Origin of the sequence: Pseudomonas sp. EpS/L25 (assembly GCF_001512295.1) — a bacterium.
Lineage (GTDB): Bacteria > Pseudomonadota > Gammaproteobacteria > Pseudomonadales > Pseudomonadaceae > Chryseomonas.
In genome coordinates, this window is the sequence record NZ_LNUP01000002.1 from 1 (window position 1) to 24,483 (window position 24,483).

The window sequence follows — 24,483 nt, forward strand, 5'->3', positions numbered from 1 at the left end:
GATGTTCGGCTGGCTGAAGGAGAGTCGCAGGATCGGCACTCGCTACGACAAGCTGGCAAAAAGTTTCGCGGCGATGGTCACGCTCGCTTGCACGCTGCGCTGTCTGCGCCAGTATTTTTCGTACAGAGCCTACTAATGCCACACCACCTACCCCTAGCAATGAACCTGGCACGTCTTTCCAACTTAATTTTTCTCCAAGGACAAAAGACGCACCAATCACTACTAGAATGGGCATCAAGCCGATGATCAATGCTGCTTGGCCTGCAGGTACTCCGTGATCAATTCCGGTATATAGTCCGCCAAATTGTAGTGCTTGAAGTAGAATTCCGACTACAACTGCATGAAGGTAGGAGCTGATCTTCGTTGGCCATTTTGAGCCAATTGCTAGCGCCACGCAGAGAAATATCAATGCCGCCGCCGTGAAGCGGTAGAAAGTCATTGTGAAAGGTTCGCCGTATTTGACCCCAAATGCTCCGCCGATGTATCCGGAGCTCCATAGGAGAATAAATGCAATTGGTAACGGTGAGGTCAGGCGCGTAACTGCTGTATCTTTTGCTATAGATGTCATTTTGGACTCCGGTTTTGGTTTGGAGGCCTCAAATCTATTTCTATGGCACGATTATGGAAAATAACAAATTCGCACGTTACACATTCGATTCGCTTATGACGGCCTGGCGCTTCACTACCATGGCTCTGCTCAAAGCTCAGTGTGGGCTTAGCTTACGCAGGAGCGAGGACCGCCAGATCTGACGGTGGAAGTAAGAGCTACCGCCTCCTCGGCGTGACGGCGTCGGTGCTATTACTTAACGGACATTGGCATTACAGGTCTTTCTTGAACGAAGCGGTGGTGAGGTTCACGGCTAAGGCTAGCAGGGCCGCACAGGGCAGCAGCACCAGAAGCGGGCTCACGCTGACCGGCAGCGCGAGGTACAGCGACCAGGGCAGAAAGGCCAGCGGCAGCAGGGTGCCGCGAGCTTTGTGGTAGAAGTAGCTCGACTCACGGTCGGCGCCGAACTTGCGGATGTCGCGCTGCACTAGGCCGTCGATGAAGCCGACCAGGGCGGCCATGGCGAACAGCGGTACCGCCAGGTTCAGGATCACCAGGCGCACGTAAAACTTCAGGATGGTGAAGAGCGCCGATAGGCCGTAGGTCTGCATTGTGGTGACGCTCTGCGCGGCCATTTATCGCAGATCCAGCTCGCCCCAAGGGCCCACGGCGGCCAATTGCTGCATGCCGGTCAGCCACTGGACCACCCCATTCTTCGCAAAGAGACAATCATAGAGCAGTCCCACCAGCCAAGTCGCGGTGCGCCCAGGCTTCTGGACCACGACACTGGATAGAAAGCCCTACGACAGCCAGCCGAGCTCATGATCAAGCATGCCCTTGGCATGGTGTCAGTCAGCCTCTGGCCAGAAGAATGGCTTTAACCAATTGGTCGTAGGTTCGAATCCCACACGACCCACCATCTTCACCAGAAACCCTCCGCAAGGAGGGTTTTTGCGTTTCTGATACAGCGAATCTTTCCTAGAAGAGCGAGCTATCCTGCTAGAAATGCTCCAGTAACTCCTGACTTCAAAGTCGTGGCCAGGGGGGTTGCTGCAGAGAATGGCCTGATCAAGGCCTGGCGTATGGCCGGCCCTGGTATAGGTCGTCGCTAGCGCCTGCCGGCGGAACGCCGGCTGATCAGCCAGGTCGAGGCAAAGTACAGTGGCTCCAGTACGATAAAGCCCAGTAGGATGCCGCCCAGCCGCTCCATGCCTGCTATGGGGTCGATATGGTCATAGTGGTCAGGCACCATCACCACGAGGAAGGCCAGCGCGAACTGCATACCGAGATAGCCGATACCGAGCGGCCCATTTTCGATGTGTCGGCCAAACAGCACGCCTATCGCCACACCCGCCAGGGTCAGCCAGAGGTTTTCCTGAGTAACCAGCAGCAGGATAGCGGCCAGGCCACCGCCGAGGAGGCAGCCGAGCATCCGATGCAACAGCCGCCTGGACACTGCCTTGCTGACGTCGCTCAGCCCGTCGAGTGGAACGACCATGACGGCCAGGATGGTGATGGCCGCCTGGCTGATGTCTACGTCGATCTTCCACTCTGCCATTAGTGACAACAACGCCAAGGCGAGGCCACCTTGCACGGCGTGGCGCAGCGCTGAGGGTTGCCAGAAGGCGAGGGCAGGCGACTCCGATGTTGGCGTGTCCGGCGCCTTGGGCAACCAGCGGTTGCGGATGGCATAGGTAGACAGGGCGCTTACCAGCACGCAAGCGGAGGTGCCGAGCATGACTTCCAACAGGCGTGACCAGGCAAATAGCTCGATCTGGCCGGGCGTCTGGAGACCTGCCAGGATGACCATGGCGTAGGTCAGGCCTCCCAGCAACCAGGCATAGCCGTGGCGCCCTACCAGGGTCAGATAAAGTGTGAGGCTCCCCACGAGGCCCAGCAGTACTGCCTGTTCGTGCGCTTGCAGGTGCAGATGACGCAGGACGAGCAAGGCTCCTCCGGCACCGATGCAGGTACCCAGCACCCGCAGACAGCCACGAGCGAAGCTATCGCGGACATTCGACCTCATGACGATATAACCGCTGAAAGCCGCCCAACCGACATGCTGGACCCCGGCCAGGTGGCCTAGCAGGATCGCCAGCAGTACAGAGGCCAGGGTTTCGAGTTCGTCGATCAGCCTGCGGTGATCACGGCCGAAACGTCGGAGATCTCCACCGAGATCCAGCAGCAACTGCTTGAGCACCAACAACGCTTGGGAAAGTGGCATGGCCCCTCTATGACTACCGTGACAACCATCGATGCTACAGTGCGGATCTACTCGGGACATCAATCGAAGCGAATATCGCCTTAGCTCACCTGGGTAAGGGTTCAGCGCTTTCGGCTCTGGTCTGTCGATTATCACCTGCTCAAGTGACTAGGCACGGTGAGTGGAAAAAATGCCGAATGTCGGTGGGGGGAAGGCTGGGCGACAGCAGCTCAGGATTGCGCGTGCTATCGGGCACGTGGCGTGGTGCTGGATAGGGCATGCCACACTCGACCAGTATCAACGGCTGGAGGGTGGTGAGTTTCCAGATCCTGTGCAGCAAGGTCCCATTTCCTGGTGGGGTTCACAATGCCCTTTGTGAACCGCCCCGAGAATTCCGGAGGCTCTTTGGTGTGAGTCATGCCGCTTGGTAGTTCCCACAGGCCAGCTTTTGTACCAGTATGCTGTTTCAGTTTTTATTCAGGGAAAATCATACCCTTCCCCGCCCGCTTTGCTTCGTACATAAGGACGTCAGCTTCTCGGATTAACTCAGAGGCACTTGTAAATGAGCCAGGCGTGTATATCGCTATACCCATGGATGCCTGTACTTGTACGGTACCGCAAGGGAGTTCAACTGGTTTTACGATGCTTGTTAGCATTTTAGATGCAACCATTCTTGCGTCAGAAAGGCCGTTTTGTACACTTTCCAAGGCAACGGTAAATTCATCGCCAGCTAGACGGGCAACCATGTCGCTGGCTCGGCTAGCAGCTCGGAGGCGACTTGCAACGACGCGAAGTAGTTCATCGCCGGCTTCATGGCCAAACGTATCATTAATGGCTTTAAAGCCATCTAAATCAATGAATACCAATGCTAATGGAGTATGATTGCGGTCAGCGCGTGCAAGTGCCAGCGGAAGTAGCTCTGCGAGGGCACGGCGATTTAGTAACCCTGTAAGGGCATCTTGCCGCGCCTCTCGTTCTCGCTCAGCCTCTATAGCTTTACGAGCCGTAATATCGTGTAAGAAGGCACTGAACTGGGTGCGTGCGCCAATTTTCAATGCTCGAAGCCTTACCTCCACGACAAGCGAAGTACCATCTTTTCGCAGCGCTGGTAGCTCAAGTCGCTGATTAAGTACTTTTGCCTCGCGAGTAGTTAAATATCGCGCCATCCCGCGACGGTGCCCTTCACGCATTCCTGCAGGTATGATTAGCTGATCCAGCGGGATGCCGATCGCCTCATCTGCCGACCAGCCAAACGTTTCTTCCGCCATCTTATTCCAAGCAGTTACCGCGCCTGTCTCGTCGAGATTTATATAGGCGTCGTTAGCGTTCTCGATGACCAGCGTCAGCTCGGCTTCACGATCACGAACTGTCTGCTCAATAAGCTTCTGGCGCTCGATGGCATCCTGTAACACCAGGTTAGTGTCGGATAGTTGCTGGGTACGCGCCTTAACTCGGTCCTCTAACTCGCGATGCAGTGACTTTAGACTCTCTACCAAATGTCGAAGGACCAGGCTCAGCTTTTCGACTTCCAGGCTTCCCCTAACCAGCGGAATTTCTACCTCGGCGCCTGCCGAAAGGTGCGAAGCCGCCTCGGCGATCCGGTTCAACGGCTTGGTGATAACTCCCGCCACGAACCATCCCAGGAAGGCAAAGGCGATAGCGAGCATGCTTCCCCATAGCAGGATTTCAATGCGAATTTCGTGAGCTTCTGCAAAGGCGAGATCCGCCGGCTGACGAGTCACTACCGTCCAGCCCAAGCCCGGATAGTCATCGAGACCCTTGCTTTCGGCAATTCCTACTACGTAGGTTTTATCATCCTGCCATTGGCTGACGGACCAATCTGCTCCGCTCTTTTGGTCGACGCTGGCGTCAATGGGTTTGCCAATCAGGTCTTTGGGGCCAAGCAAAACTGTGCCGTCCCGACTAACGACGAGATAGTCCAGGCCAGGCAAGTTGTTCTTGGCTGGCTCAAAGATGGTTCGTCCTACCTCAGCTGCCCACTGCCAGGACAGGTGAGTGGCCAACACTCCTATTAAGGTTCCAGCTTTGTCCCGCACAGGCATGCTGATATCGACAAATTTCATCGCCTCCCCTGAAGGGTTAGGCAGAAGCTTTGCGAGCATGACCGCATCGTGTACGTCACCGACAAAAGTGCGGTCCTGACCGTTTATAAAAACTGGCCGTTGCGCGATGCTCATACCCTCAAGCAACCGCCCGGTTGATGCGATCACCTGTCCATCAGCATCCGTAAGCCCGATCCATGAGAAGCTTGGAAACTGGGTATTGAGGTGGTTGAGCAGCCTACGTGTCTCTCCTACGTTTTCAGGTTGATGCAGTGCCTCAAGGGCGCTTAGGACGGTAAGCTCCTTGGAGCGGTTGTACATATCCCGATCAAGACGATCAACCATTGACGCGGCGTATTCGGCAAGCTGGTGCCCTGTCTGCTCTTTGAGTCTGGAAATCGAGGATGCGCCAATGACGGTGCCGAAGATACCGGTAAGCACCATGACGGCGAGCACGACAACAATAGCGAATTTTGCCCGCAGGCTTTGGAGAGAAAATAGACGGATCATAGGTGGCTCTAGTGGGGCCTAACGCCTCTGATCCCTGGCATTCTCGTGGAGTCTATCGGCCGACATCGGCAGCGCTTTACCTTTTACTCAGCGTTTTCTTCGCGATAGCTAAGTAGGCCTACTTTCAGCTTAAACCGCGGGAATTGGTAGTCATATCAAATGGCTATCGCGGGGTGCATTGAGCTTGTGTCCTGACAGAGTGGGCAGTTATTCCCGTTTATCTGGCGGGTTGCCGCGAGCGCCGACGAGCACGAAAACCGGCATGTCACCCATGAATGTGACATCCCACTTCTCAGCGCACCTGACGGCGCTCAGCGCGCAGCATGGATGCAGCGCCACGACCTTGTGCCGGATTAGCACCAGGTCGTCCGCAGGTTCGCAATGGTGCGCATCTCCATGCCCTCCCGCGTCTACTTCGTTAGGTTCTGTACGAAAAGTCGGCGAGCGAAGGTCAGGCGCTCATCTCTTGGCTGTCGGCAACAGGTTAGTCCGGACGAACTGCATCTGATGGTGTCGAAAAGCCACTACACAGGTAGCCTTGGCATTGGTAATGTTCATAATCATTAGCCAGATTATGTCCATCCAACGCCCTATCAGTAATTGCCCGTCCGTATGACCGCCTCACGCAGACCTCCCCGCGCCGCCGGCCGTAGCGCCAAGCCCGACTCGCTTCGTGCTGCCCACCAGCAGATCACCCGTAACAACGGTACCCTGGCCGATATCGCCGACCTCATCGAACTGGAGGGGAAGACCCATCCCTCGCGGCTGCCACCCAGCCAGCCCTCGCGCGCGCAATCCGCGAGTGGCAAGCCTGCTGCCAACGCCACGCCGCAGGGCCAGGCCAAGGCCAGCGGCGGCCAGGCGCTGGAACACCATCCGTTCGGCATTCCGGTGCTGGCCATACTGCTCTGCGCCCTGATCGTGGGTGCGGCCGTGGGGGTGCCGCTGGGTGTCCTGACCTACGGCACCGCGATCTACAGCGCCGTGATGGACAGCCTGGCGGTGTTCTAGGCCAGGCTCCACGCGGGCGTCCCGACCCGGCCTAGACCTTGAAGCGGCGGGTCATCTCTTGGAGGCTGACGCTGATGCGGGCCAGCTCCATGCTGGAGGAGGCCGTTTCTTCGCTGGCCGCGGCGGTCTGGTCGGAGATGTCGCGGACGTTGGTCACGCTGCGGCTGATCTCTTCCCCGGCGGCGCTCTGCTGTTCGGCCGCGCAGGCGATCTGCTCGTTCATGGACTCGATGTCCTTCACCGAGCGGGTGATGCGCTTGAGCATCTCGCTGGCTTCGCGCGACAGGCCGACGCTGCTTTCCGTCAGTTGCACGTTCTGGTCGAGGACCGCCGCCATGCGGTCGGTGCTCTGGTTGAGGCCGGTGATGAGTTGGGCGATCTCGTCGGTGGAGGAGCGGGTGCGCTGGGCGAGTCCGCGGACCTCATCGGCGACCACGGCGAAGCCGCGACCCGCTTCGCCGGCGCGCGCGGCTTCGATGGCGGCATTCAGCGCCAGCAGATTGGTCTGCTCGGACACGGCCTTGATCACGTCCAGGACGCCGCCGATGCTTTCCGCGTGGCTACGCAGGGTTGCCATGGCGGTCTTGGTCGATTCCATCTCGGTGGCGAGGAGTTCGATCTGGGTCACCGCCTTGGTGACGGCCTGGTCGCCCTGCAGGGCTTGCTGGCTGGCCTCCAGCGCGGACTTGGCTGCTGCCCCGGCGTTACGCGAGACCTCGTGGGTGGTGGCGGTCATCTCCTGCATGGCCGTGGCGATCTGGTCGGTCTCGACCTTCTGCGACTGCACGCCGGCGCTGGTCTGTTCGGTCACCGCCGACAGCTGTTCGGCCGCACTGGCCACCTGGACCACGCCATCCTTCATGTCGCCGATCAGCCGGCGCAGGTTGAGGGTCATGCGCTGCATGCTGGTCTGGAGCGCGCCCAGCTCGTCCTTGCGGGTCACCTCCTGCTGATGGGTGAAGTCGCCGTTGGCCACGGTCTCGGCGAGCGCCACGGTGTCCTTCAGCGGGCCCACGATGGAGCGGGTGATCAGCCAGGCGCCGAGCAGGCCCAGGGCGACGGCGATGGCCAGCCACACCAGCAGCAGTTGCCGGGCACCGGCGACGTCCTCGACCTGGAATTCCTTCTGGATCGCGGTCAGCTTGTCCGAAATGTCGAGGATCGAGGTGATGGATGCCGAGATGCCGGCCTGGCCTTCGTCCACTTTCGCCTGTTGGGCGACCAGCTGTTGCAGGCGCTGCTGATAGCCATCGATCTCACTATCGAGCTTCTTCTGGACATCGCTCGGCAGGCCGGTGCTAGCCAGTGCCTTGACCTGGGCATGAACGCCATCGATGCCACTGCGTGCAGTGGCTTCGCCTTCCTTGCTCGGTGTCACCGCGTAATTGCGCAGGCTGATGCGCATCTTCTGCAGGCTGATGAAGAGCGCCGCCAGTTGCTGGCGGTCTTCGAAGCGACCGCCCTCGGCGTTGGCGGCCTCGGCCAGGCTCAGCAGGTGATTGTTGGCCGTTTCGGCCGAGGCGGTGGCCAGCTTCTGGATGGCCTCACGCTCGCGTGTCGCGGCCACGACCTGGGTATAGAAGTCGCGATAGCGCCTGATCGTGGCGCTCGCCTCGCTCATCAGCGCCTCGTTGACCTTGGAAGTGAAGTTGGGCGTGATGCTCTGCAACTGGGCTTCGGTCTTGTCCAGCGCCGCGAGCCATTTCGCGGCCTGGGCGTCATCGCCCTTGATGATGTACACCAGCCGCTCGATCCGCATGTTCCTGGCCTGCGTGCTGAAGCTGGCGATGTCGCTGATCCGCTCGCTGCGGTCGCGCAGCGTGTCGGTCGCCCGCCAGCCGGTGTAGGCCACCAGCAGGATCATGCCGATGAGCAGCGAAAAGCCGAGCGCAAGCTTGGCGCGGACGCTGAGGTTGGTGAACAGATTCGAGCCGGTTCTGGACATTGGGGCTACCTGGAGAAAGACCATCGAGGACAGGGTGTCGCGCGCAGCGAAACTCGTCGGTGTTGATTATTGCAATCATTATCATGTGCCGTGTTGCCCCGGCTCCCGACGACTCCAGCTGACGACCGCTCTAACATCGGGTCTGGGACCCTTGGCGCAAATCGGCTAGGTATCCGGTAGGGCAGGAGCGAGGGCGGGGGGCAAGACAGTGCACCGCTTCGGTTGCAAGAGACTACCGAAACGGCAAAAAGTGATGTGAATCACATAAGTGGGCAGATGGCCGGCATTGGCCCGAGGATGAGCGGCGCTGTTCCAGGCGCAGGTGCCTCGAGAGCCCCGGGGATAGACGCGGTTGGCCACCGGTCATGACAGGCGCCGGGGCACGTCCAGGGACCTTGCCGGATAGTAGCCCGGCGAGGGCCAGAGCGGCGCTGGCCGGCGACCATGTTGGCCTTGGCAGAATCACGTACCCGAGAGGCGTGCCTTCATTTTGCAGCCGACTGCTGCCGGACGAAACGGCTGGCCTCGGGCACTGTCGCCAAGGACGGCGGGAACCTCGACTTAGACATCTCGCGTGGCAAACCCGGGGGCGATCAGCCGAAACCAATCCGGGGTGGCGCTGGTCTGTGGAATGTCCATTTTTTCAAGGAATGCCCGATGTCGAAGCTTCTCTTGCCCGCGCTCGTACTGGCTGCCACCACGACCCTCGCTGCCTGCGACAAGACCTCCGAAGACCATGCCCGGGAGGCCCAGACACATTCGCAGAACGCCCAGGACCATGCTGCCGAAGGCCAGGTCCAGCGCGCCACCCAGGAGCAGGCCAAGGCGCAGGAGGATCGAGCCCAGGCCAACGCCGCCGCGGCCGACGAGGGACGCCACGCGGCGCCGGACTCGGCGGTCCCCGGATACATCAAGGCGCCCGACAAGAACACGCCCTGAGCTCGACCCCAGCGCCTGACGTCATACCAGGACTGCCGACAGGCCGGCGTCAGCCTGATGACGTGACCGTACAACAGGAGGCCAGGCCATGAGCGAGCGGATCACCGAACAGGCGCCAGCGGTCGCGGCACCTGGCGGCAACAAGGGCCTCGCCCAGGGCCGTCTCGGCTTCCTGGCCTGCGTGGTGCTCGGGATTTCCACCATCGCGCCGGTCTACACCCTGACCGGAGCCTTGGGGCCTACGGTCCGCGAGGTGGGTACCCAGCTGCCCGCGGTCTTCCTGGTGGGATTCCTGCCCATGCTGCTGGTCGCCCTGGGCTACCGCGAACTCAACGCCGCCGATCCAGACAGTGGCACCTCCTTCACCTGGTCGGCACGGGCCTTCGGTCCCACCGTCGGCTGGATCGGTGGCTGGGGCATGGTGGCGGCGACCACCATCGTGCTGTCGAACCTGGCCGGGGTGGCGGTGGACTTCTTCTACCTGTTTCTCGCCCAGGCCCTCGGGCGGCCGGAGCTGGCCGAGCTCACCGGCGTGCTGTGGATCAATGTCCTGACCTGCTGCCTGTTCATCGCCCTGGCGGTGTGGATCTGCTGCCGCGGGCTGGCCACTACCCTGGGGGTGCAGTATGCACTGGTCGCCCTGCAGGTGCTGGTGCTGCTCGGCTTCTGCGTGGCGGCCTTCACCCTGGAGCGCGAGGCGCGGGTGCCGAGCTTCGAGTGGCACTGGTTCAATCCGTTGGCCATCGAATCCTTCTCCGCCTTCGCGGCGGGGCTGGCGCTGTCGATCTTCGTCTACTGGGGCTGGGATGTCTGCCTCACGGTGACCGAAGAGGCGGTCAGCAGCCATGCGGTGCCAGGGCGGGCGGCTACCTGCACGGTGCTGCTGATCCTGTTGCTCTATCTGCTGACCGCCGTCGCCACCCCGACCTTCGCCGGCGTGGAGGAGTCCGGCCTCGGCCTGGGCAATCCGGCGATCCAGGAGAACGTCTTCGCCCATCTGGCCGGACCGGTGCTGGGGCCGCTGGCGATCCTGATGTCGGTCGCGGTATTGGCCAGCACGGCTGCCTCGTTGCAATCAACCTTCATCACCCCTGCGCGGACCCTCTTCGCCATGGGCCACTATCGCGCGCTGCCCAAGCGTTTCGCCCAGGTCAGTGCCGCCCGGATCCCGCGTTTCGCCACCCTGTGCGCGGGCCTTGCGGCCGGCGCCTTCTACGTCAGCATGCGGCTGCTCAGCGACAACGTCCTGGCCGACACCATCACGGCGCTGGGCATGATGATCTGTTTCTACTACGCGCTGACGGCCTTCGCCTGCGTCTGGTTCTTCCGCCACAGCCTGGTGGGCAGCCTGCGCCACCTATTGCTGCGCGGACTCTGCCCGCTGGTCGGTGGCCTGGCGCTGGCCATCATCTTCCTGCAGACGGCGGTCGACAGTCTTTCGCCCGACTTCGGCAGTGGCTCCCATATCGGTGGGGTCGGCCTGGTGTTCGTCATCGCCCTGGTGATCTTCCTGCTGGGGCTGGCGCTCATGCTGCTGTTCCGCTGGCGCGCGCCGGCCTTCTTCGCCGGGGCGACCCTGGGCGAAGGCCCTCAGGCCGGGCCGCGAAGGTAGCGGCGGGGCAGAGCGGTTCCGCGCCGGGGCTGCTGCTCGTCCGCCGAGCAACGGCTGTTTACATTGGGGCCAGGGTGATTAAAGTAGGGCATCCGCCGCTCCCTGAGAGGAGCCGCCACTGCGCCTGCGCCCCGGAGCCGCCATGAGCCCTTCGCAACCCATCCGCTGGTATCGTACCCGCCCCACGTTCGAAGTCGTGGCGCTGGTGCTGGCCGCCATCGCGCTGCTGGTCGCCTGTGACCAGGGTTTGCGCAACTCGCCCGCGGAGCACCTGGCCGACTACCACGCCTGCAAGGGCGACGGCGGCCGGGCACGGATGAATGCCATCGGCGAGATCGTCTGCCGGCTGCCCAGCCCGGTCCTCGGTCAGGTAGCGGGCAAGACGCCGGCCGTCTCCCGCCTCTGAGCTCTGCCGTTTCGTCCCCGATTAACCCGCTGGTCCCGCCTGCCTAGCGCCCTGCGCGCGTTCCGGCTACCCGCCGCGCTCTTTCTGCCCCTGCACCCTGACTCCGCTCGCCGGACGTCATGGCCTGCGCCTGTTCGCTACCTCAGGCCGCTTTACTGCACGTAACATTTGATAATGAGAGTTTTTATCATTTAAAGTGCTGGCCCTCGCGAGTCTCGCGGAGTGCAGCCTACGTGTACGGCGTCGCTGCAGCGCCACGGTCACAAGGATCACCATGAACGCCCAAGGAACCCTCTGCCAGCCCGCCCGCCCAGCGCGCGGCGTCCTTCGTCAGCTGCTGCTGGTCAGTACGCTGATACCCTTTCCCCTGACGGCCCTGGCCGCCACGGTGGCCGAGCAGAACGCCACGGAACTGGACACCCTGACCATCGAGGGCAACCGCCTCTACGACATGGCGCCCTCGGAGCAGAGCGGCGGCTACACCGTGGATTCGGCGACCGTGGGCACCAAGACGCCAGCCGCCTTGCGTGACATTCCCCAGTCGATCACCTCGTACACCAACGACTACATCAAGGATCGCAACTTCAATACCCTGGACGACCTGGCCAAGTCCACCGCCGGGCTGCGGGTGCTGACCAACGACAGCGGCCGTTCCTCCATCTACTCCCGTGGCTACGAGTACGACGAATACAACATCGATGGCCTGCCGGCGCCCATGACCAGCATCTTCGGCACCGTGCCCATCCTCTCGCCCTTCGACCGGGTCGAGATCATGCGCGGGCCCTCGGGGCTGTTCAACAGCACCAGCGAGCTGGGCGGCATCGTCAACATGGTGCGCAAGCGCGGTACCGAGGACTTCCAGGGGCACATCACCGGGCGCTACGGCTCCTGGGACACCAACTACCAGGAAATCGACCTGGCCGGTCCGCTCACCGAGAGCAAGAACGTACGCGGCCGCTTCGTCGCCTCCCGCGCCGACACCAATGGCGAGGTGGACTACAACGCCAGCACCAACGAGAGCTACTACGGCGACCTGGACATCGACCTGTCCGACGCCACCCAGATCTCCTTCGGCCTGATCCATCAGGTCAAGGACATCACGCCCAACAATGGCTACCCCACCAATGCCCAGGGCCAACTGCTGGACTTCAGCCATTCGCGCTTCTTCGGCGCCGACTGGAATTACTTCGATGGCCAGACCACCGATGGCATCTTCGAGCTGACCCACAGATTCGACAACGGCGGCTATGGACGGGTGGCGGCGCGGGCGTCGCATCGGGAGGCGGATTATCTGTATGCCTTCACGGGTGGTGCCGTGCGGCCTGATCAGACCGTTTTCATCAATGGTACGACTCGTAGCTTCGAGCAGGATGCCTATTCGCTGGATGCCAGCTATAGCCAGCCCTTCGAGGCATTGGGGCAGGTCAGCGAATTCGTCGTTGGGACCGACTACAAGCGCTACGAAACCGATTATCAGAGCGGTAACTACAATGGTGCGGCCAACGGTGCGCCGCGCTTGGGTATCGTCAACGTCAATACCTATCGCCCCAACTCAATCGCCAAGCCGGCCCGTGTCTATCAAACCGACTTTGATAGCCAAGACCGCGAGTTCGGCCTCTATTCCAAGGTCACCTTCCGGCCCATCGAGCGCCTGGCGCTGATCGGTGGAGCACGAGTCTCCTGGTACAAGGGCGAGGCCTATACCACCACCCTGGCCAGCGGTGCCGAGGCAGGGGAAAGCCAAAAGCACAGCGCCTTCGTCACGCCGTACTTCGGCACCGTCTACGACCTCGATGACTACCATTCCCTCTACGCCAGCTACTCCAAGGTCTACAAGCCGCAAAGCGAGCTGGATGCCCAAGGCAAGGCCCTCGATCCGCGCGAGGGCGACCAGTACGAGGTCGGCATCAAGGGCAGCTACTTCAACGGCGACATGAACGCGCGCCTGTCGGTCTTTCAACTGACCGACGAAAATCGTGCCTCTACGCCGTTCGATGCCAATGGCGTGGCGATCAATGGCTATTCCGAAGCGTCGGGAAAGACACGAGTGAAGGGCGCCGAGATCGAAGTCAGTGGCAAGCTCACCGAGCAGTGGGAAATGCTCGCCGGCTATACCTACATGGACACCCAGAACCTCAGCGGCGATGGCAATACTCTGTTCGAGGCCATGCCCAAGCACATGGCTTCGCTGTGGACCAAGTACACCCTGGCGGGAGGTCCGCTGACCGGCCTGAGCATTGGCGGCGGGGTGACCGCGATGAGCGATTTCTCCCAGACCAACCAGACCTCTGGCGTCACCATTTCCGCGCCTGGCTATGCGACAGTGGATGCCAAGCTCTCCTACCCAGTCACCAAGCAACTCACCGCGACCTTGGACGTGAACAACCTGCTCGACAAGGACTATTGGTCGCGCGTAGGTTCGGTGTCCACCTTCAACTTCCAGGGGCCGTCGCGCAGCGTGATGGTCGGGGCTCGTTACGACTTCTGACGATCTTCCTGTCCGGGTGGCGCTTCAGGTGTTCCGTCCGGACAGGGTTTTCAGGATCGGTGACCTTGAGTTCGCCGCCGACGATCCTTCCAGACGATGTACTGCAACGCGATGAACGATTCCCTTTTCCAGCGTGACGACCTGGGCAGCGAGCCCTGGTGGCAGGCCGTGGCCCAGCGGGGGACGCCGCTGATCGAACCCACCGAGGGCGAGCGCTATCGCCTGACCTTTCTCTGGCGAGATCCTGCCGGGGCGGCGTCCGGCACCCAGCGGGTCTGGCTCAACATCACCGGGGTGACCGATCACCACCAGCCAGGATTGCCGCAGAGCCTGCAGCGACTGCCGGGCACCGATGTCTGGGTCTGGGAGACCGAGCTGGACGGCCGCTGGCGGGGCAGCTATTGCCTCATCCCCACCGGAGAGTCGGCGCCGTTCGAGAGTGAGGCTCAGCCCGACCTCCAGGGCATCCGTCTCTGGTGGCGCAGCGTCTTCCCCCTGGCCCAGGCCGATCGCCTCAACCCGCGCCGGGCCTGGCAGGGAGGGCGCGGCCTGGCGGTGTCGGGAGTACACCTGCCCGAGGCGCCGTCGCAACCCGCCTGGGAGGGTTTTGATACCGGGGCCGATTCATCTTCAGCAGTCTCGCCGTCCCTCCAGCAGCATCGCTGGAACAGCGCCCGGCTGGGCAACAGTCGCCCCGTCTGGTTGTTCGCTACCGGTAATACCACCCCTGATGATAGGCCGCTGGCCATTCTGCTGGATGGGCAGTTTTGGGCGCAGACGATGCCGATCGCGGCGCCGCTGCAGCAGCTCACCGATGCTGGCCTACTGCCGGAGGCGGTCTATCTGCTGATCGACAACAGCGACCGCACCCTGCGCAGCAGCGAGCTGCCCTGCAATCCGGAGTTCTGGTTGGCGGTGCAGGAGGAATTGCTACCGCAGGTTCTGGCCTGGGAGCCCCATGCCCAGGCGTCGGCTTCGACCGTGGTCGCCGGGCAAAGCTTCGGCGGCTTGGCAGCGCTCTATGCCGCCCTGCATTGGCCGGGGCGTTTCGGCTGTGCCCTGAGCCAGTCCGGGTCCTTCTGGTGGCCGCAACGTGGCGCGCCGGGGCGGCTGTTCGAGGCCTTGGCGGCCGGCGTCGGTGCCGAGCGACCGCTGCGGTTGTTCATCGAGGCGGGTCTGCGCGAGCCGGCCATCCTCGAGGCATCGCGGGCCCTGGTCCCGCGTCTGCGCGAGCAGGGCCATGAGCTGGACTATCGCGAGATCGATGGTGGCCATGACGCCCTCTGGTGGCGCGGCGGCCTGCTCGATGGCCTGGTGTGGCTCTGGCAGCCCCTGGTCGCGCCCGAACGCTAATCCTTTGCCCCAGGAGGTCCGATGGACACTCTCAATCCTTTCGATGACCCCGAGCAGATCATGCTGATTCTGCGCAACGCCCAGGGCCAGTGCAGCCTCTGGCCGCAGTTCCTGGAGTGCCCGCCCGGTTGGACGTCCGTGTTCGGTCCGGCGCCGCGCGCGGCCTGTGACGACTGGCTGACGACCCACTGGCGGGACATCCGCCCGGTCGTCTCCGCCCCTTCCTGACAGGAGTCATCGTGTCTTTTTCCGCCCGTTCTTCCTTCATCGAGCTGCCTCTGGTCGCTGCCCAACCCGGCATCTGGATGGCTGATCAGCTATCGCCCCACGCCAACGCCTTCGCTGTGGCGCACCTGGTGGAGTTGCGAGGTCCCGTCCAGGCCGGGCCACTCGTTGAGGCCATCGTCCAGGGCCTGGGCGAACTGGACAGCCTGAGGCTCAACTTCGCCGAGCGTGAAGGGGCGCTGGTGCAGTGGATCGATGGCGACGCCACCATCCCAGCACCCGAATGGCTGGACCTGCGCGGGACGGCCGATCCGGAAGGCGCGGCGCGGGCGGCCATTCGAGCCGATCTCGCTGGTGACCTGCGGGCCACCAGCGGCGGTCCGTTGTCGCTCAACCGCATCTACCAACTGGGTGACGATCACCTGTTCTGGTACCAGCGCTATCACCACCTGCTGATCGATGGCTATGGCTTCGCCGCCCTGGCCAAGCGCGTCGCGGCGCTCTACAGCGCCAAGGTGCGCGGCGAGACGGTCGAAGCCTCGCCCTTCGTCTCCTTCGCCGAGGTGGTACGCGAATACCAGGACTACCAGCAATCGGCCGTCCGCGAGCGGGACGAAGCCTTCTGGGGCGAGCGCGGCGCGGCGCTACCACCGGCGGCTTCCCTGGCACCCGGTGGCCTGGCGGGCCAGGTGCCCACGCCGCGGGTGGTGGAGGCCCGTACGCGCGTGTCCGCCGAGGTGTTCTCGCTCTTGGCCGAGCAGGGTAAGGCCCAGGGCGTGACGCCGGCCGATCTGGCGGTGGCCCTGGCCGCGACCTGGTTCGCGCGCCTCAGCGGGCAGCCGTCCTTCAGCGCCGGTTTCATCTTCATGCGTCGTATGGGCTCGGTGGCGCTCAAGTCCGGCGGGGCAACGCTCAATGTCCTGCCTCTGGGCATTAACGCCGACTCGGCCCGAACGCTGCCGCAACTCGCCGCGGCACTGGCTGCCGAGCTGAAGAAGATTCGCCGCCATCAGCGCTACGACGCCGAACAGATCGCCCGCGACCTGGGCCGGCCCGGCGATGCCGAGCCCCTGACCGGACCGGTCATCAACCTCAAACTGTTCGATTTCGCCCTGGATTTCGCCGGGGTGCCCGGCATCACCCACGAGCTGGCTTCGGGGCCGGTGCGCGACCTGGAGATCGCCCTTTACCTGGAAGCCAGCGGCGCCCTGGACATCAAGCTGCTGGGCAACGCCGAGCGCTATGCCGCCAATTTGCTGCAAGGACAGGTGGAGCGCTTCGGCCTGCTGGCGCAGCAATTCGCTGATCAACCTGGTCTGACTCTGGGTGAGGTGGAAGTCCTGGGGCCAACTGACCGTGCCTGGCTGGCAGGCATCAATGCCACCGAACGCGTCTTGCCCGCGACCACGCTGACAAGGCTGCTGGCCGAGCAAGCGTCCCGTACGCCTGAAGCGCCAGCGCTGGCCGACGAGCAGCTAGCCTTCAATTATCGCGAAACCCGCCAGCAGGTACGGGCCCTGGCCCAGCGCCTGAGCGCGGCCGGGGTAGGGCGCGGCGATATCGTCGCGGTGGCGCTGCCACGCTCGGTGTTCCTCTCCCTGGCGCTGCTGGCCACGGTCGAGCTGGGCGCCGCCTACCTGCCGCTGGACAGTGGCTACCCGGATGAACGCCTGCAACTGATGCTCGACGATGCCCGGCCGCGGGTGCTGGTGACCGACCCCAGCCAGCGTGGCCGTTTCCCAGGGCTAAGCGATGACCAGGTGTTGATCCTGAATGCGCCGCTGAAGGAGTTGGATCACGCGCCGGCCTTCGACGGGCCGCGCCCAAGCGATCCGGCCTATGTGCTCTATACCTCCGGCTCCACCGGCCGGCCCAAGGGCGTGGTGGTAGGACATGCCGCCATCGTCAACCGCCTGCTGTGGATGCAGGACAGCTATCCCATCGGCGCTGGCGATACGGTATTGCAGAAGACGCCGAGCAGCTTCGATGTCTCGGTCTGGGAATTCTTCTGGCCGCTGCTGGTGGGCGCCCGGCTGTATCTGGCGCCACCCGAGGCCCATCGTGATCCCGAGGCGCTGCAGCAACTCTTCGCCCGGGAGCGGGTGACCACGGTACACTTCGTGCCCTCGATGCTGGCGGCCTTCGTCGCCAGCCTGGACGGGTCGGCCGCGGTGACCCGTTGCGCCAGCCTGCGCCAGGTGTTCTGCAGCGGCGAGGCCCTGCCTACTGAGCTGGCCCGTACCTGGGAACGCCGGGTCGGCGCGCCCCTGCACAATCTGTATGGCCCGACCGAGGCCGCGGTGGACGTCTCCTATCATCCGGCCCACGGCGCTGCCCTGGCCGCCGTCACTGGCAGCAGCGTGCCCATCGGCAAGCCGGTGTGGAACACCGGGCTGCACATCCTCGACGAACGCCTGCGGCCGGTACCGCCGGGTGTGGCGGGTGAACTCTATCTGAGCGGGGTGCAACTCGCCGATGGCTACCTGGGGCGCCCCGAGCTGACCGCTGCCCGCTTCATCGCCGCGCCCAACGGGCAGGGCGAGCGACTCTATCGCACCGGTGACGTGGCACGCTGGCTGCCTGAAGGCGTCGTCGAATACCTGGGTCGCAGCGACGACCAGGTGAAGATTCGCGGGCAGCGCATCGAGCTGGCGGAGATCGACCATGCCCTGCTGGCGCTGCCCGGCGTGGCCCAGGCGGTTACCCATGCGCGGGTGCTGGGTGAGGCGACCAATTCCACCGGCGGCGATGCCCGCCAACTGGTGGGCTATGTGATCGCCCAACCGGGTGCCGCGCTGGACCTGGAACGCCTGCGCGCCCGCCTGGGCGAAAGCCTGCCGCCGCACCTGGTGCCGGTGGCCCTGGTCGAACTGCCGGCCCTGCCCCTGGGCGCCACCGGCAAGCTGGATCGCAAGGCACTGCCGGCGCCCCAGGGCGTGGCCAGGGCCGCGAGCCGAGCCCCGGCGCCGGGGCTGGAAAGCGACCTGGCGGCGGCTTTTTCCGAGGTGCTCGGCTGCGCCATCGTCGGCGCGGACGACGATTTCTTCGCCCTGGGCGGCCATTCGTTGCTGGCCATGACCCTGGCGGCCAATCTGCGGCGGCGCCTGGGGCGGCCGGTGTCCATCGGCCAGATCATGGTGGCTTCCAGCGTCGCCCGCCTGGCCCGAGAGCTGGAGCGGGACGTCAGCGACCGCCGCGCCGGTTTCGAGACCCTGCTACCGCTGCGCCCGGGCGACGGGCCGACGCTGTTCTGCTTCCATCCGGCCTCGGGCTTCGCCTGGCAATTCAGCGTACTGCAACGCCATCTCGATCCGCGCTGGTCGCTGCTCGGTATCCAGTCGCCGCGCCCGGACGGTCCCCTGGCCCAGGGCGCCGATCTGGAAGACGTCATCCAGCGCCATCTGCGCACCCTGCGAGAGGTACAGCCGCACGGCCCCTATCATCTGCTCGGCTATTCCCTGGGTGGCACCCTGGCCCAGGGGCTGGCGGCGCGGTTGCAGGCGGCCGGGGAGGAGGTCGCCTTCCTCGGGCTGCTCGACACCTATCCCCCGGAAACCCAGAACTGGCAGGAGCGCGAAGGCCAGCGCGAGCTGGACCCGGAGGTGCTGGCCGAGGTCAATCGCGAGCGCGAAGCCTTCCTGGCGGCCCAGCAGGGCCTGGCCGATCCGGCGCTAGGAGAGGGGGCGGAGCTGTTCGCCACCATCGAGGGCAACTACGCCGATTCGGTGCGGCTGCTGGCCACGGCGCACAGCGCCCGCTTCGACGGCGAGGCGCTGATGTTCGTCGCCCGGCGCACCCTGCCAGCGGGAATGGACGTCAAGGCCACCTGGGCGCCTTGGATCACCCGCCTGCAGGCTCACGAAGTGGACTGCGCCCACGTCGACATCATCGCTCCGGCCCAGCTGGCGCAGATCGGCCCGGTGCTCAATCGGGCGTTGAAGGCGTTGTGACGGCGTGAGGGTTCAGCTCGACGGCGACTCCCCGCTCAGGCAAGGTGTGAAACCTGGGCGGGGCAGGAGAGATGATCGGCCAGCCGCTTATTCTCTCGTTGCAGGTGGACCCATGGCGAAAAGCGTGACCATTCAGGATGTCGCTCGGCAGGCAGGCTTGTCCAAGTCTGCCGTTTCGCGCTACCTGAATCACAGCCTGAGCCTGCCACCCGCCACGGCGCAGCGTATCGAGGGCGCCATCGAGGCCCTGGGCTTTCGGCGCAACAGCCTGGCCCAACGCCTGAGCAAGGGCGGCAGCGAAACCATCGGGCTGGTCCTGCCGGACATCGCCAACCCCTTTTTCGCCGAGCTGGCCGACGCCGCCGAGGCCACGGCCTTCGCCCATGGCTACAACCTGGTGCTCTGCCTGACGCGCAACGATCCGGCGCGGGAGATCCAGTACGTCCACTGGAAGGGATCGCGCCGCGTCGACGGTCTGCTGTTCATCACCAACCGCGCGGATGACGGGACGCTGGCGGCGCAACTGGCCGCCTACCGGGAGATCGTGTTGCTGGACGAGGATGTCCCGGGTACCTCGATGCCCAAGGTCTTCGCCGACAATGTCGCCGGCGGCCGACTGGCCACCGACTATCTGATCCGCCAGGGCCATCGGCGCATCGCCCATGTCTCCGGGCCGGCAGCGGTGATGAGCGTGAGGGAGCGGCGCGAGGGCTATGAGCTCGCCCTGGCCGCGGCCGGAATCCCCTCGCGCCCCGACTATCTGCTGCTGGGTGAATACAGCCGTGACTTCGGGCGTCAGGCGGCTGCGACCCTATTGGATCTGCCGGAGCCGCCTCAGGCGATCTTCGCGGCCAGCGACTTCATTGCGGTAGGGGTGCTCGATACCCTTCGCGAACGCGGCCTGACAGTTCCCGCTTCCCTGTCCCTGGTCGGCTTCGACGACGCGCCCTATGCGGAATTGCTCACGCCGCCGCTGAGTACCGTGCGCCAGTCGGCGCGGGACCTGGGTCGGCAGGGAATCGAAGCCCTGCTGGCGGTGCTCGCCGGGCAGCCCGTCGCCGGGGAGCAGCGGGTGGCGGTGACCCTGGTGGAACGCGGCTCGGTCGCACCGGCTCCTGCCCCAAGGTAGCACCGCGCGTTTCCATTCTGCCCAGTCGTGGAGCACACCCGATGTTCTCCTGCCAGAGGCTCTACGCAGGGAGTTTGAGTAACCGATTGAATTGGCAGCGGAAGATCGTCCCCCAGTCGTCGCTGGCACGCCTTGTGCTGTTTCTTTCCCTGCAGAACCTTCCGGGTTCTATTTTTTGGCCCGCTTAGTAAACCGGTTTACTAACTGCTGCCACGTTCGTTGGCAGGGTAGAGGAGGATGGAGATGCTTCGATTCGGCAAGACGTTCGCTTCCATGCTGATGATGTTCGGATTGGGCTTGGTCGGTGTCGCCCAGGCGGCACCGGCCAAGCGGCTGGCACTGGTCCAGGTGAATCAGCAGGCGCTCTATTTCACCCAGATCACCCAGGGTGCCCAGGCCGCCGCCAAGGCGGCGGCAGCCGAACTGGTGGTGTTCAACGCCAACGACAACCCCTCCGCCCAGAACGACGCCATCGAGGCCTATATCCAGGACAAGGTGGATGCCATCCTGGTCTGTGCCATCGACGTCAACGGCATCAAGCCGGCGGTCTCGGCGGCCGTCCAGGCCGGTATCCCGGTGGTGGCCATCGACGCCGTGCTCAATGGCGACAACCAGGTGCAGATCGGCGTCGACAACCGCGCCGCGGCTCGCCAGCTGGGGGAATACACCGGTAGCTACATCACCCGTGAGCTGGATGGCGTGGCCAAGGTCGGGGTGGTGGGAGCCCTGGGTTCCTATGTGCAGAACCTGCGCCTGGACGGTTTCCGCGAGGGGCTGGCGCAGAGTGCGCCCAAGGCGAAGATCGTCGGCACCGTGGATGGCAACAACGTGCAGGACACCGCTCAGAGCGCCGCGGAAAATCTGCTCACCGCCAATCCCGATCTGCAGATCGTCTATGCCACCGGCGAGCCGGCGTTGATCGGCACCGTGGCGGCCAGCGTCGCCCAGGGCAGTGGCGAACGCACCCGGATCTTCGGCTGGGACCTGTCGCCCCAGGCCGTCCAGGGCCTGGATGACGGCTCCGTGGCGGTGGTGGTGCAGCAGAACACCCGCGGCATGGGCAAGGCGGCGGTGGAGGCGGCGCTGGCGCTGCTCGCCGGCCAGCAGGTGACCAAGCAGCAGGATATTCCGGTGACCCTGGTCACCCGGGAAAACCTGGATTCCTATCGCGCCGAGTTCAAGTAGCGGAGGCCCAGCATGCACACTGCGACGACGGTTCCCCGGGTCAGCATGACCGGCATCACCAAGAGCTATGGCTCCATCCAGTCCCTGCGCGGCGTCGACCTCGCCCTGCAGCCGGGCGAGGTCCTGGGGCTGGTCGGCGACAACGGCGCCGGCAAATCGACCCTGACCAAGATTCTATCCGGCGCGGTGCTGCCCACCAGTGGCTGCATCCGCATCGACGGTCGCGAAGAGGTGTTCCAGGGCCCGGCGGATGCCCAGCGCTGTCGGATCCAGATGGTCTATCAGGATCTCTCCCTGTGCGACACCGTGGACGTGGCCGGCAACCTCTTCATGGGGCGGGAACCCCGTCGCCGGCTGCTCGGGCTGCCGCTGCTGGACGAGCGCAGGATGCACGCCGATGCGCGCCGCATCCTCGAGGGGCTGGGCATCAGCCTGCCCGATACCCGCGCCCAGGTGCGCCATCTCTCCGGCGGCCAGCGCCAGGCCGTGGCCATAGCCCGTGCCGCGGCCTTCGAGCCACGGGTACTGATCATGGACGAGCCGACCGCCGCCCTGGCGGTGGCCGAGGTGGAGGCCGTGCTGGCGTTGATCCGCACCATCAGCCGCCAGGGCGTGAGCGTCATCCTCATCACCCACCGGCTGCAGGATCTCTTCCTGGTCTGCGATCGCATCATGGTGATGTACGAGGGCCAGAACCTGGCCGAGCGCCGGGTGGCCGACACCAGTCTGGGCGAGATCGTCGAGCTGATCGTCGGCCACAAGTTCACCGCCCGTTCCGCCTGCGCCTGAATCGGAGGATTTCATGAATACCCTCGACCTGACCCGACAGCGCGTGGTGGTGCAGTCACCGCTGCGCCGCCTGTTGCACGACTATCCCGGCGTGGCCAGCATCGCGCTGTTCTTCGCCCTCTGCTGCCTGCTCTTCGCGCTGGTGACCGACAACTTCCTCAGCAGCGGCAACCTGCTCAACGTCATTCGGCAGAACGCACCGCTGCTGATCGTGGCCGTGGCCATGACCCTGGTGGTGACCACCGGTGGCATCGACCTGTCGGTCGGTTCCACCCTGGCCCTGGTGGGCGCCCTGGCCGCCCTCGGTCTCAACGCCTGGCAACTGCCCTGGCCGGTGGTGCTGGCCGGCGGCCTGCTGGTGGGCGCGCTGATCGGCGCGCTGAACGGGTACTTCATTGCCTACGCGGGAATCCCGGCCTTCATCGTGACCCTGGCGACCCTGACCATCATTCGCGGCCTGGCGCTGCTCATCACCCAGGGCTACTCCATTCCGGTCCCCCGTGAACTCACCGCCTTTCTCGCGCTCGGTCGCGGCTGGGTGCTGGGACTGCCGCTGGCGGTATGGCTCGCGCTCTTCACGGTGCTGGGCGGCATGCTGCTGCTGGGCAAGATGCGCTTCGGTCGCTATCTCACGGGGATTGGCGCCAATGCCGAAAGCGTCCGCCGAGCCGGGGTGAATACCCGTGGCGTGTTGCTGCGGGTCTATGTCCTGAGCGGCATGGCGGCGGCGTTGGCCGGGATGATCGTGACGGCACGCCTGGGCAGTGGCTCCTCCAACCAGGGGGAAGGCTTCGAACTGGAGGTCATAGCAGCGGTGGTGCTGGGCAGCACCAGTCTGTTCGGCGGCTTCGGCACCATCCTCGGCACCCTGCTCGGCGTGCTGACCATGGCGGTGATCAAGAATGGCCTGATCCTCGCCCATGTGTCGCCCTTCTATACCCAGATCGCCACGGGGGCCATCGTGCTGCTGGCCATCTGGCTCAACACCCGCATCCTCAAGACCGGCCGTCCGCTGGGGAGGGTAGGCGGATGAGTCTGTTTCGCCATCCCGAGCCGCTTCCGGTCGGGGTCGACAGCGGCCATGCCATGACGGTGCTTGGCCCGCTGCCGGTGGACCGGTTGGGCGTGACCCTGATGCACGAGCACATCCTTCTCGATGCCTCCGGCAAGTGGGTGCCACCCCGTTGCTGCGGCGAGCGACACCTGGCCGAGCAGCCGGTGAGCATCGAATTGCTCGGCGAGCTGCATCTGAATCCGCTGGTCAGCCGAGACAACTGCCAGCTGTTCGACGTGGACCTGGCCTGCGCCGAGCTGCTGAAGTATCGCGCCCTAGGTGGCGAGACGGTGGTCGATCCCACCAACCTCGGCATCGGTCGCGATCCCCAGGCGCTGCAGCGCATCGCACGGCTCACGGGGCTCAACATCATCATGGGCGCCGGTTTCTACCTGGAGCCCTCGCACCCGGCCTATGTCAGGGAGCGCTCGGTGGAGGAGCTCACCGCCCAGATCGTCCACGACGTGGGCGGGGCGGCGGAAAAGCCGGAGGTCATCGCCGGCCTGATCGGCGAGATCGGGGTGTCGGCCGCCTTTACCGCCAGCGAGGAAAAGTCCCTGCGCGCCGCCGCCCGGGCCAGCGGCCTCACTGGCGTACCGCTGGCGGTCCATCTGCCCGGCTGGGAACGCCTCGGCCACCGGGTGCTGGACATCGCCGCCGCCGAGGGCGCCGATTTGCACCATGTGGTGCTCTGTCACATGAATCCCAGTCATCGCGACCTCGACTACCAGCACGGACTCGCGGAGCGGGGCGCCTTCCTCGAATACGACATGATCGGCATGGGCTACTACTTCGCCGACGAGGCCGCCCAGTCGCCGTCCGACGAAGACAACGCCCGCGCCATCGTCGGTCTGCTCGAGGCCGGCTACGGCGAACGCCTGCTGCTGTCCCAGGACGTCTTTCTCAAGACCATGCTCACCCGCTATGGCGGCCACGGCTATGGCTACCTGCTGAAGCATTTCGTCCCGCGTCTGCGCCGGCACGGCGTCACGGGGACGCAACTGGAAACCCTGCTGATCGACAACCCGCGCCGCGTCTTCCAACGCGTTCGATCGGCCTAACGTCCGCTACCGG

At 64.2% G+C, this 24,483-nt stretch carries 16 protein-coding genes and 4 pseudogenes; 14 read left to right on the forward strand and 6 right to left on the reverse strand.

What is annotated here, in order from left to right; genetic code table 11:
• Positions 1-136 (forward strand): annotated as a pseudogene (locus AR540_RS25610) (IS5/IS1182 family transposase); the annotation flags it as partial.
• A gap of 54 nt (positions 137-190) precedes the next feature.
• On the opposite strand, the pseudogene AR540_RS25905 reads toward AR540_RS25610, so the two are convergent.
• The 4 genes and pseudogenes from AR540_RS25905 to AR540_RS01320 form a co-directional block, all read right to left on the reverse strand.
• A pseudogene (locus tag AR540_RS25905) lies at positions 191-568 on the reverse strand (EamA family transporter); the annotation flags it as partial.
• A gap of 251 nt (positions 569-819) precedes the next feature.
• A pseudogene (locus AR540_RS26245) lies at positions 820-1,467 on the reverse strand (TIGR03747 family integrating conjugative element membrane protein).
• Positions 1,468-1,655: 188 nt separating this feature from the next.
• A complete protein-coding gene (locus AR540_RS01315) occupies positions 1,656-2,771 on the reverse strand; it encodes an FUSC family protein (RefSeq protein WP_236711988.1) in 1,116 nt (371 codons plus the stop codon).
• 452 nt (positions 2,772-3,223) lie between these two features.
• Complete coding sequence (locus AR540_RS01320; RefSeq protein ID WP_059226065.1) at positions 3,224-5,323, reverse strand: diguanylate cyclase domain-containing protein; 2,100 nt, start codon at positions 5,321-5,323, stop codon at positions 3,224-3,226.
• Between the two features lie 612 nt (positions 5,324-5,935).
• Here AR540_RS01320 and AR540_RS01325 point away from each other — a divergent pair.
• Positions 5,936-6,334 carry a hypothetical protein gene (locus AR540_RS01325; RefSeq protein ID WP_059226066.1) on the forward strand — a complete coding sequence of 133 codons (399 nt, stop codon included), beginning with the start codon at positions 5,936-5,938 and terminating at the stop codon, positions 6,332-6,334.
• A gap of 31 nt (positions 6,335-6,365) precedes the next feature.
• Here AR540_RS01325 and AR540_RS26320 read toward each other — a convergent pair whose 3' ends face one another.
• Both AR540_RS26320 and AR540_RS26325 read right to left on the reverse strand, forming a co-directional pair.
• Positions 6,366-7,238, reverse strand: coding sequence for a methyl-accepting chemotaxis protein (locus AR540_RS26320; RefSeq protein ID WP_409457007.1), 873 nt, complete (start codon positions 7,236-7,238; stop codon positions 6,366-6,368).
• Positions 7,224-8,303, reverse strand: a pseudogene (locus AR540_RS26325) (methyl-accepting chemotaxis protein); the annotation flags it as partial. The gene AR540_RS26320 and the pseudogene AR540_RS26325, both read right to left, overlap by 15 nt.
• Before the next feature lie 633 nt (positions 8,304-8,936).
• On the opposite strand from AR540_RS26325, the gene AR540_RS01335 reads away from it, so the two are divergent.
• From AR540_RS01335 to AR540_RS01390, 12 genes are all read left to right on the forward strand, one after another.
• Positions 8,937-9,218, forward strand: coding sequence for a hypothetical protein (locus tag AR540_RS01335; protein ID WP_059226068.1), 282 nt, complete (start codon positions 8,937-8,939; stop codon positions 9,216-9,218).
• Between the two features lie 88 nt (positions 9,219-9,306).
• Positions 9,307-10,830, forward strand: coding sequence for an APC family permease (locus AR540_RS01340; RefSeq protein WP_059226069.1), 1,524 nt, complete (start codon positions 9,307-9,309; stop codon positions 10,828-10,830).
• Between the two features lie 142 nt (positions 10,831-10,972).
• Complete coding sequence (locus AR540_RS01345) at positions 10,973-11,236, forward strand: hypothetical protein (protein ID WP_059226070.1); 264 nt, start codon at positions 10,973-10,975, stop codon at positions 11,234-11,236.
• 274 nt (positions 11,237-11,510) lie between these two features.
• A complete protein-coding gene (locus tag AR540_RS01350) occupies positions 11,511-13,724 on the forward strand; it encodes a TonB-dependent siderophore receptor (RefSeq protein WP_059226071.1) in 2,214 nt (737 codons plus the stop codon).
• Positions 13,725-13,835: 111 nt separating this feature from the next.
• Positions 13,836-15,077, forward strand: coding sequence for an enterochelin esterase (gene fes / locus AR540_RS01355; protein WP_059227873.1), 1,242 nt, complete (start codon positions 13,836-13,838; stop codon positions 15,075-15,077).
• 21 nt (positions 15,078-15,098) lie between these two features.
• Positions 15,099-15,305, forward strand: a complete 207-nt coding sequence (locus AR540_RS01360) for an MbtH family protein (RefSeq protein ID WP_059226072.1) — start codon at positions 15,099-15,101, stop codon at positions 15,303-15,305.
• A gap of 11 nt (positions 15,306-15,316) precedes the next feature.
• Positions 15,317-19,252 (forward strand): enterobactin synthase subunit F, encoded by a 3,936-nt coding sequence (locus AR540_RS01365; RefSeq protein ID WP_059226073.1) that lies wholly within the window; start codon positions 15,317-15,319, stop codon positions 19,250-19,252.
• A 112-nt stretch (positions 19,253-19,364) separates the two neighbouring features.
• Entirely contained in the window at positions 19,365-20,381 is a 1,017-nt protein-coding gene (locus AR540_RS01370) for a LacI family DNA-binding transcriptional regulator (protein WP_059226074.1), read from the forward strand.
• Between the two features lie 243 nt (positions 20,382-20,624).
• Entirely contained in the window at positions 20,625-21,566 is a 942-nt protein-coding gene (locus AR540_RS01375) for a substrate-binding domain-containing protein (RefSeq protein WP_059226075.1), read from the forward strand.
• Between the two features lie 12 nt (positions 21,567-21,578).
• Positions 21,579-22,355 (forward strand): ATP-binding cassette domain-containing protein, encoded by a 777-nt coding sequence (locus tag AR540_RS01380; RefSeq protein WP_059226076.1) that lies wholly within the window; start codon positions 21,579-21,581, stop codon positions 22,353-22,355.
• A 13-nt stretch (positions 22,356-22,368) separates the two neighbouring features.
• Positions 22,369-23,388, forward strand: a complete 1,020-nt coding sequence (locus AR540_RS01385) for an ABC transporter permease (protein WP_059226077.1) — start codon at positions 22,369-22,371, stop codon at positions 23,386-23,388.
• Entirely contained in the window at positions 23,385-24,470 is a 1,086-nt protein-coding gene (locus tag AR540_RS01390) for a phosphotriesterase family protein (protein WP_059226078.1), read from the forward strand. The genes AR540_RS01385 and AR540_RS01390 overlap by 4 nt, the downstream gene beginning before the upstream one ends.
• Positions 24,471-24,483: the final 13 nt, after the last annotated feature.

Bases quoted from the DNA above. Each gene is read 5' to 3' on its own strand.
- AR540_RS01315 (WP_236711988.1), bottom strand. From the start codon at position 2,771: ATGCCACTTTCCCAAGCGTTGTTGGTGCTCAAGCAGTTGCTGCTGGAT.
- AR540_RS01320 (WP_059226065.1), bottom strand. From the start codon at position 5,323: ATGATCCGTCTATTTTCTCTCCAAAGCCTGCGGGCAAAATTCGCTATT.
- AR540_RS01325 (WP_059226066.1), top strand. From the start codon at position 5,936: ATGACCGCCTCACGCAGACCTCCCCGCGCCGCCGGCCGTAGCGCCAAG.
- AR540_RS26320 (WP_409457007.1), bottom strand. From the start codon at position 7,238: ATGCAGCGCATGACCCTCAACCTGCGCCGGCTGATCGGCGACATGAAG.
- AR540_RS01335 (WP_059226068.1), top strand. From the start codon at position 8,937: ATGTCGAAGCTTCTCTTGCCCGCGCTCGTACTGGCTGCCACCACGACC.
- AR540_RS01340 (WP_059226069.1), top strand. From the start codon at position 9,307: ATGAGCGAGCGGATCACCGAACAGGCGCCAGCGGTCGCGGCACCTGGC.
- AR540_RS01345 (WP_059226070.1), top strand. From the start codon at position 10,973: ATGAGCCCTTCGCAACCCATCCGCTGGTATCGTACCCGCCCCACGTTC.
- AR540_RS01350 (WP_059226071.1), top strand. From the start codon at position 11,511: ATGAACGCCCAAGGAACCCTCTGCCAGCCCGCCCGCCCAGCGCGCGGC.
- fes (WP_059227873.1), top strand. From the start codon at position 13,836: ATGAACGATTCCCTTTTCCAGCGTGACGACCTGGGCAGCGAGCCCTGG.
- AR540_RS01360 (WP_059226072.1), top strand. From the start codon at position 15,099: ATGGACACTCTCAATCCTTTCGATGACCCCGAGCAGATCATGCTGATT.
- AR540_RS01370 (WP_059226074.1), top strand. From the start codon at position 19,365: ATGGCGAAAAGCGTGACCATTCAGGATGTCGCTCGGCAGGCAGGCTTG.
- AR540_RS01375 (WP_059226075.1), top strand. From the start codon at position 20,625: ATGCTTCGATTCGGCAAGACGTTCGCTTCCATGCTGATGATGTTCGGA.
- AR540_RS01380 (WP_059226076.1), top strand. From the start codon at position 21,579: ATGCACACTGCGACGACGGTTCCCCGGGTCAGCATGACCGGCATCACC.
- AR540_RS01385 (WP_059226077.1), top strand. From the start codon at position 22,369: ATGAATACCCTCGACCTGACCCGACAGCGCGTGGTGGTGCAGTCACCG.
- AR540_RS01390 (WP_059226078.1), top strand. From the start codon at position 23,385: ATGAGTCTGTTTCGCCATCCCGAGCCGCTTCCGGTCGGGGTCGACAGC.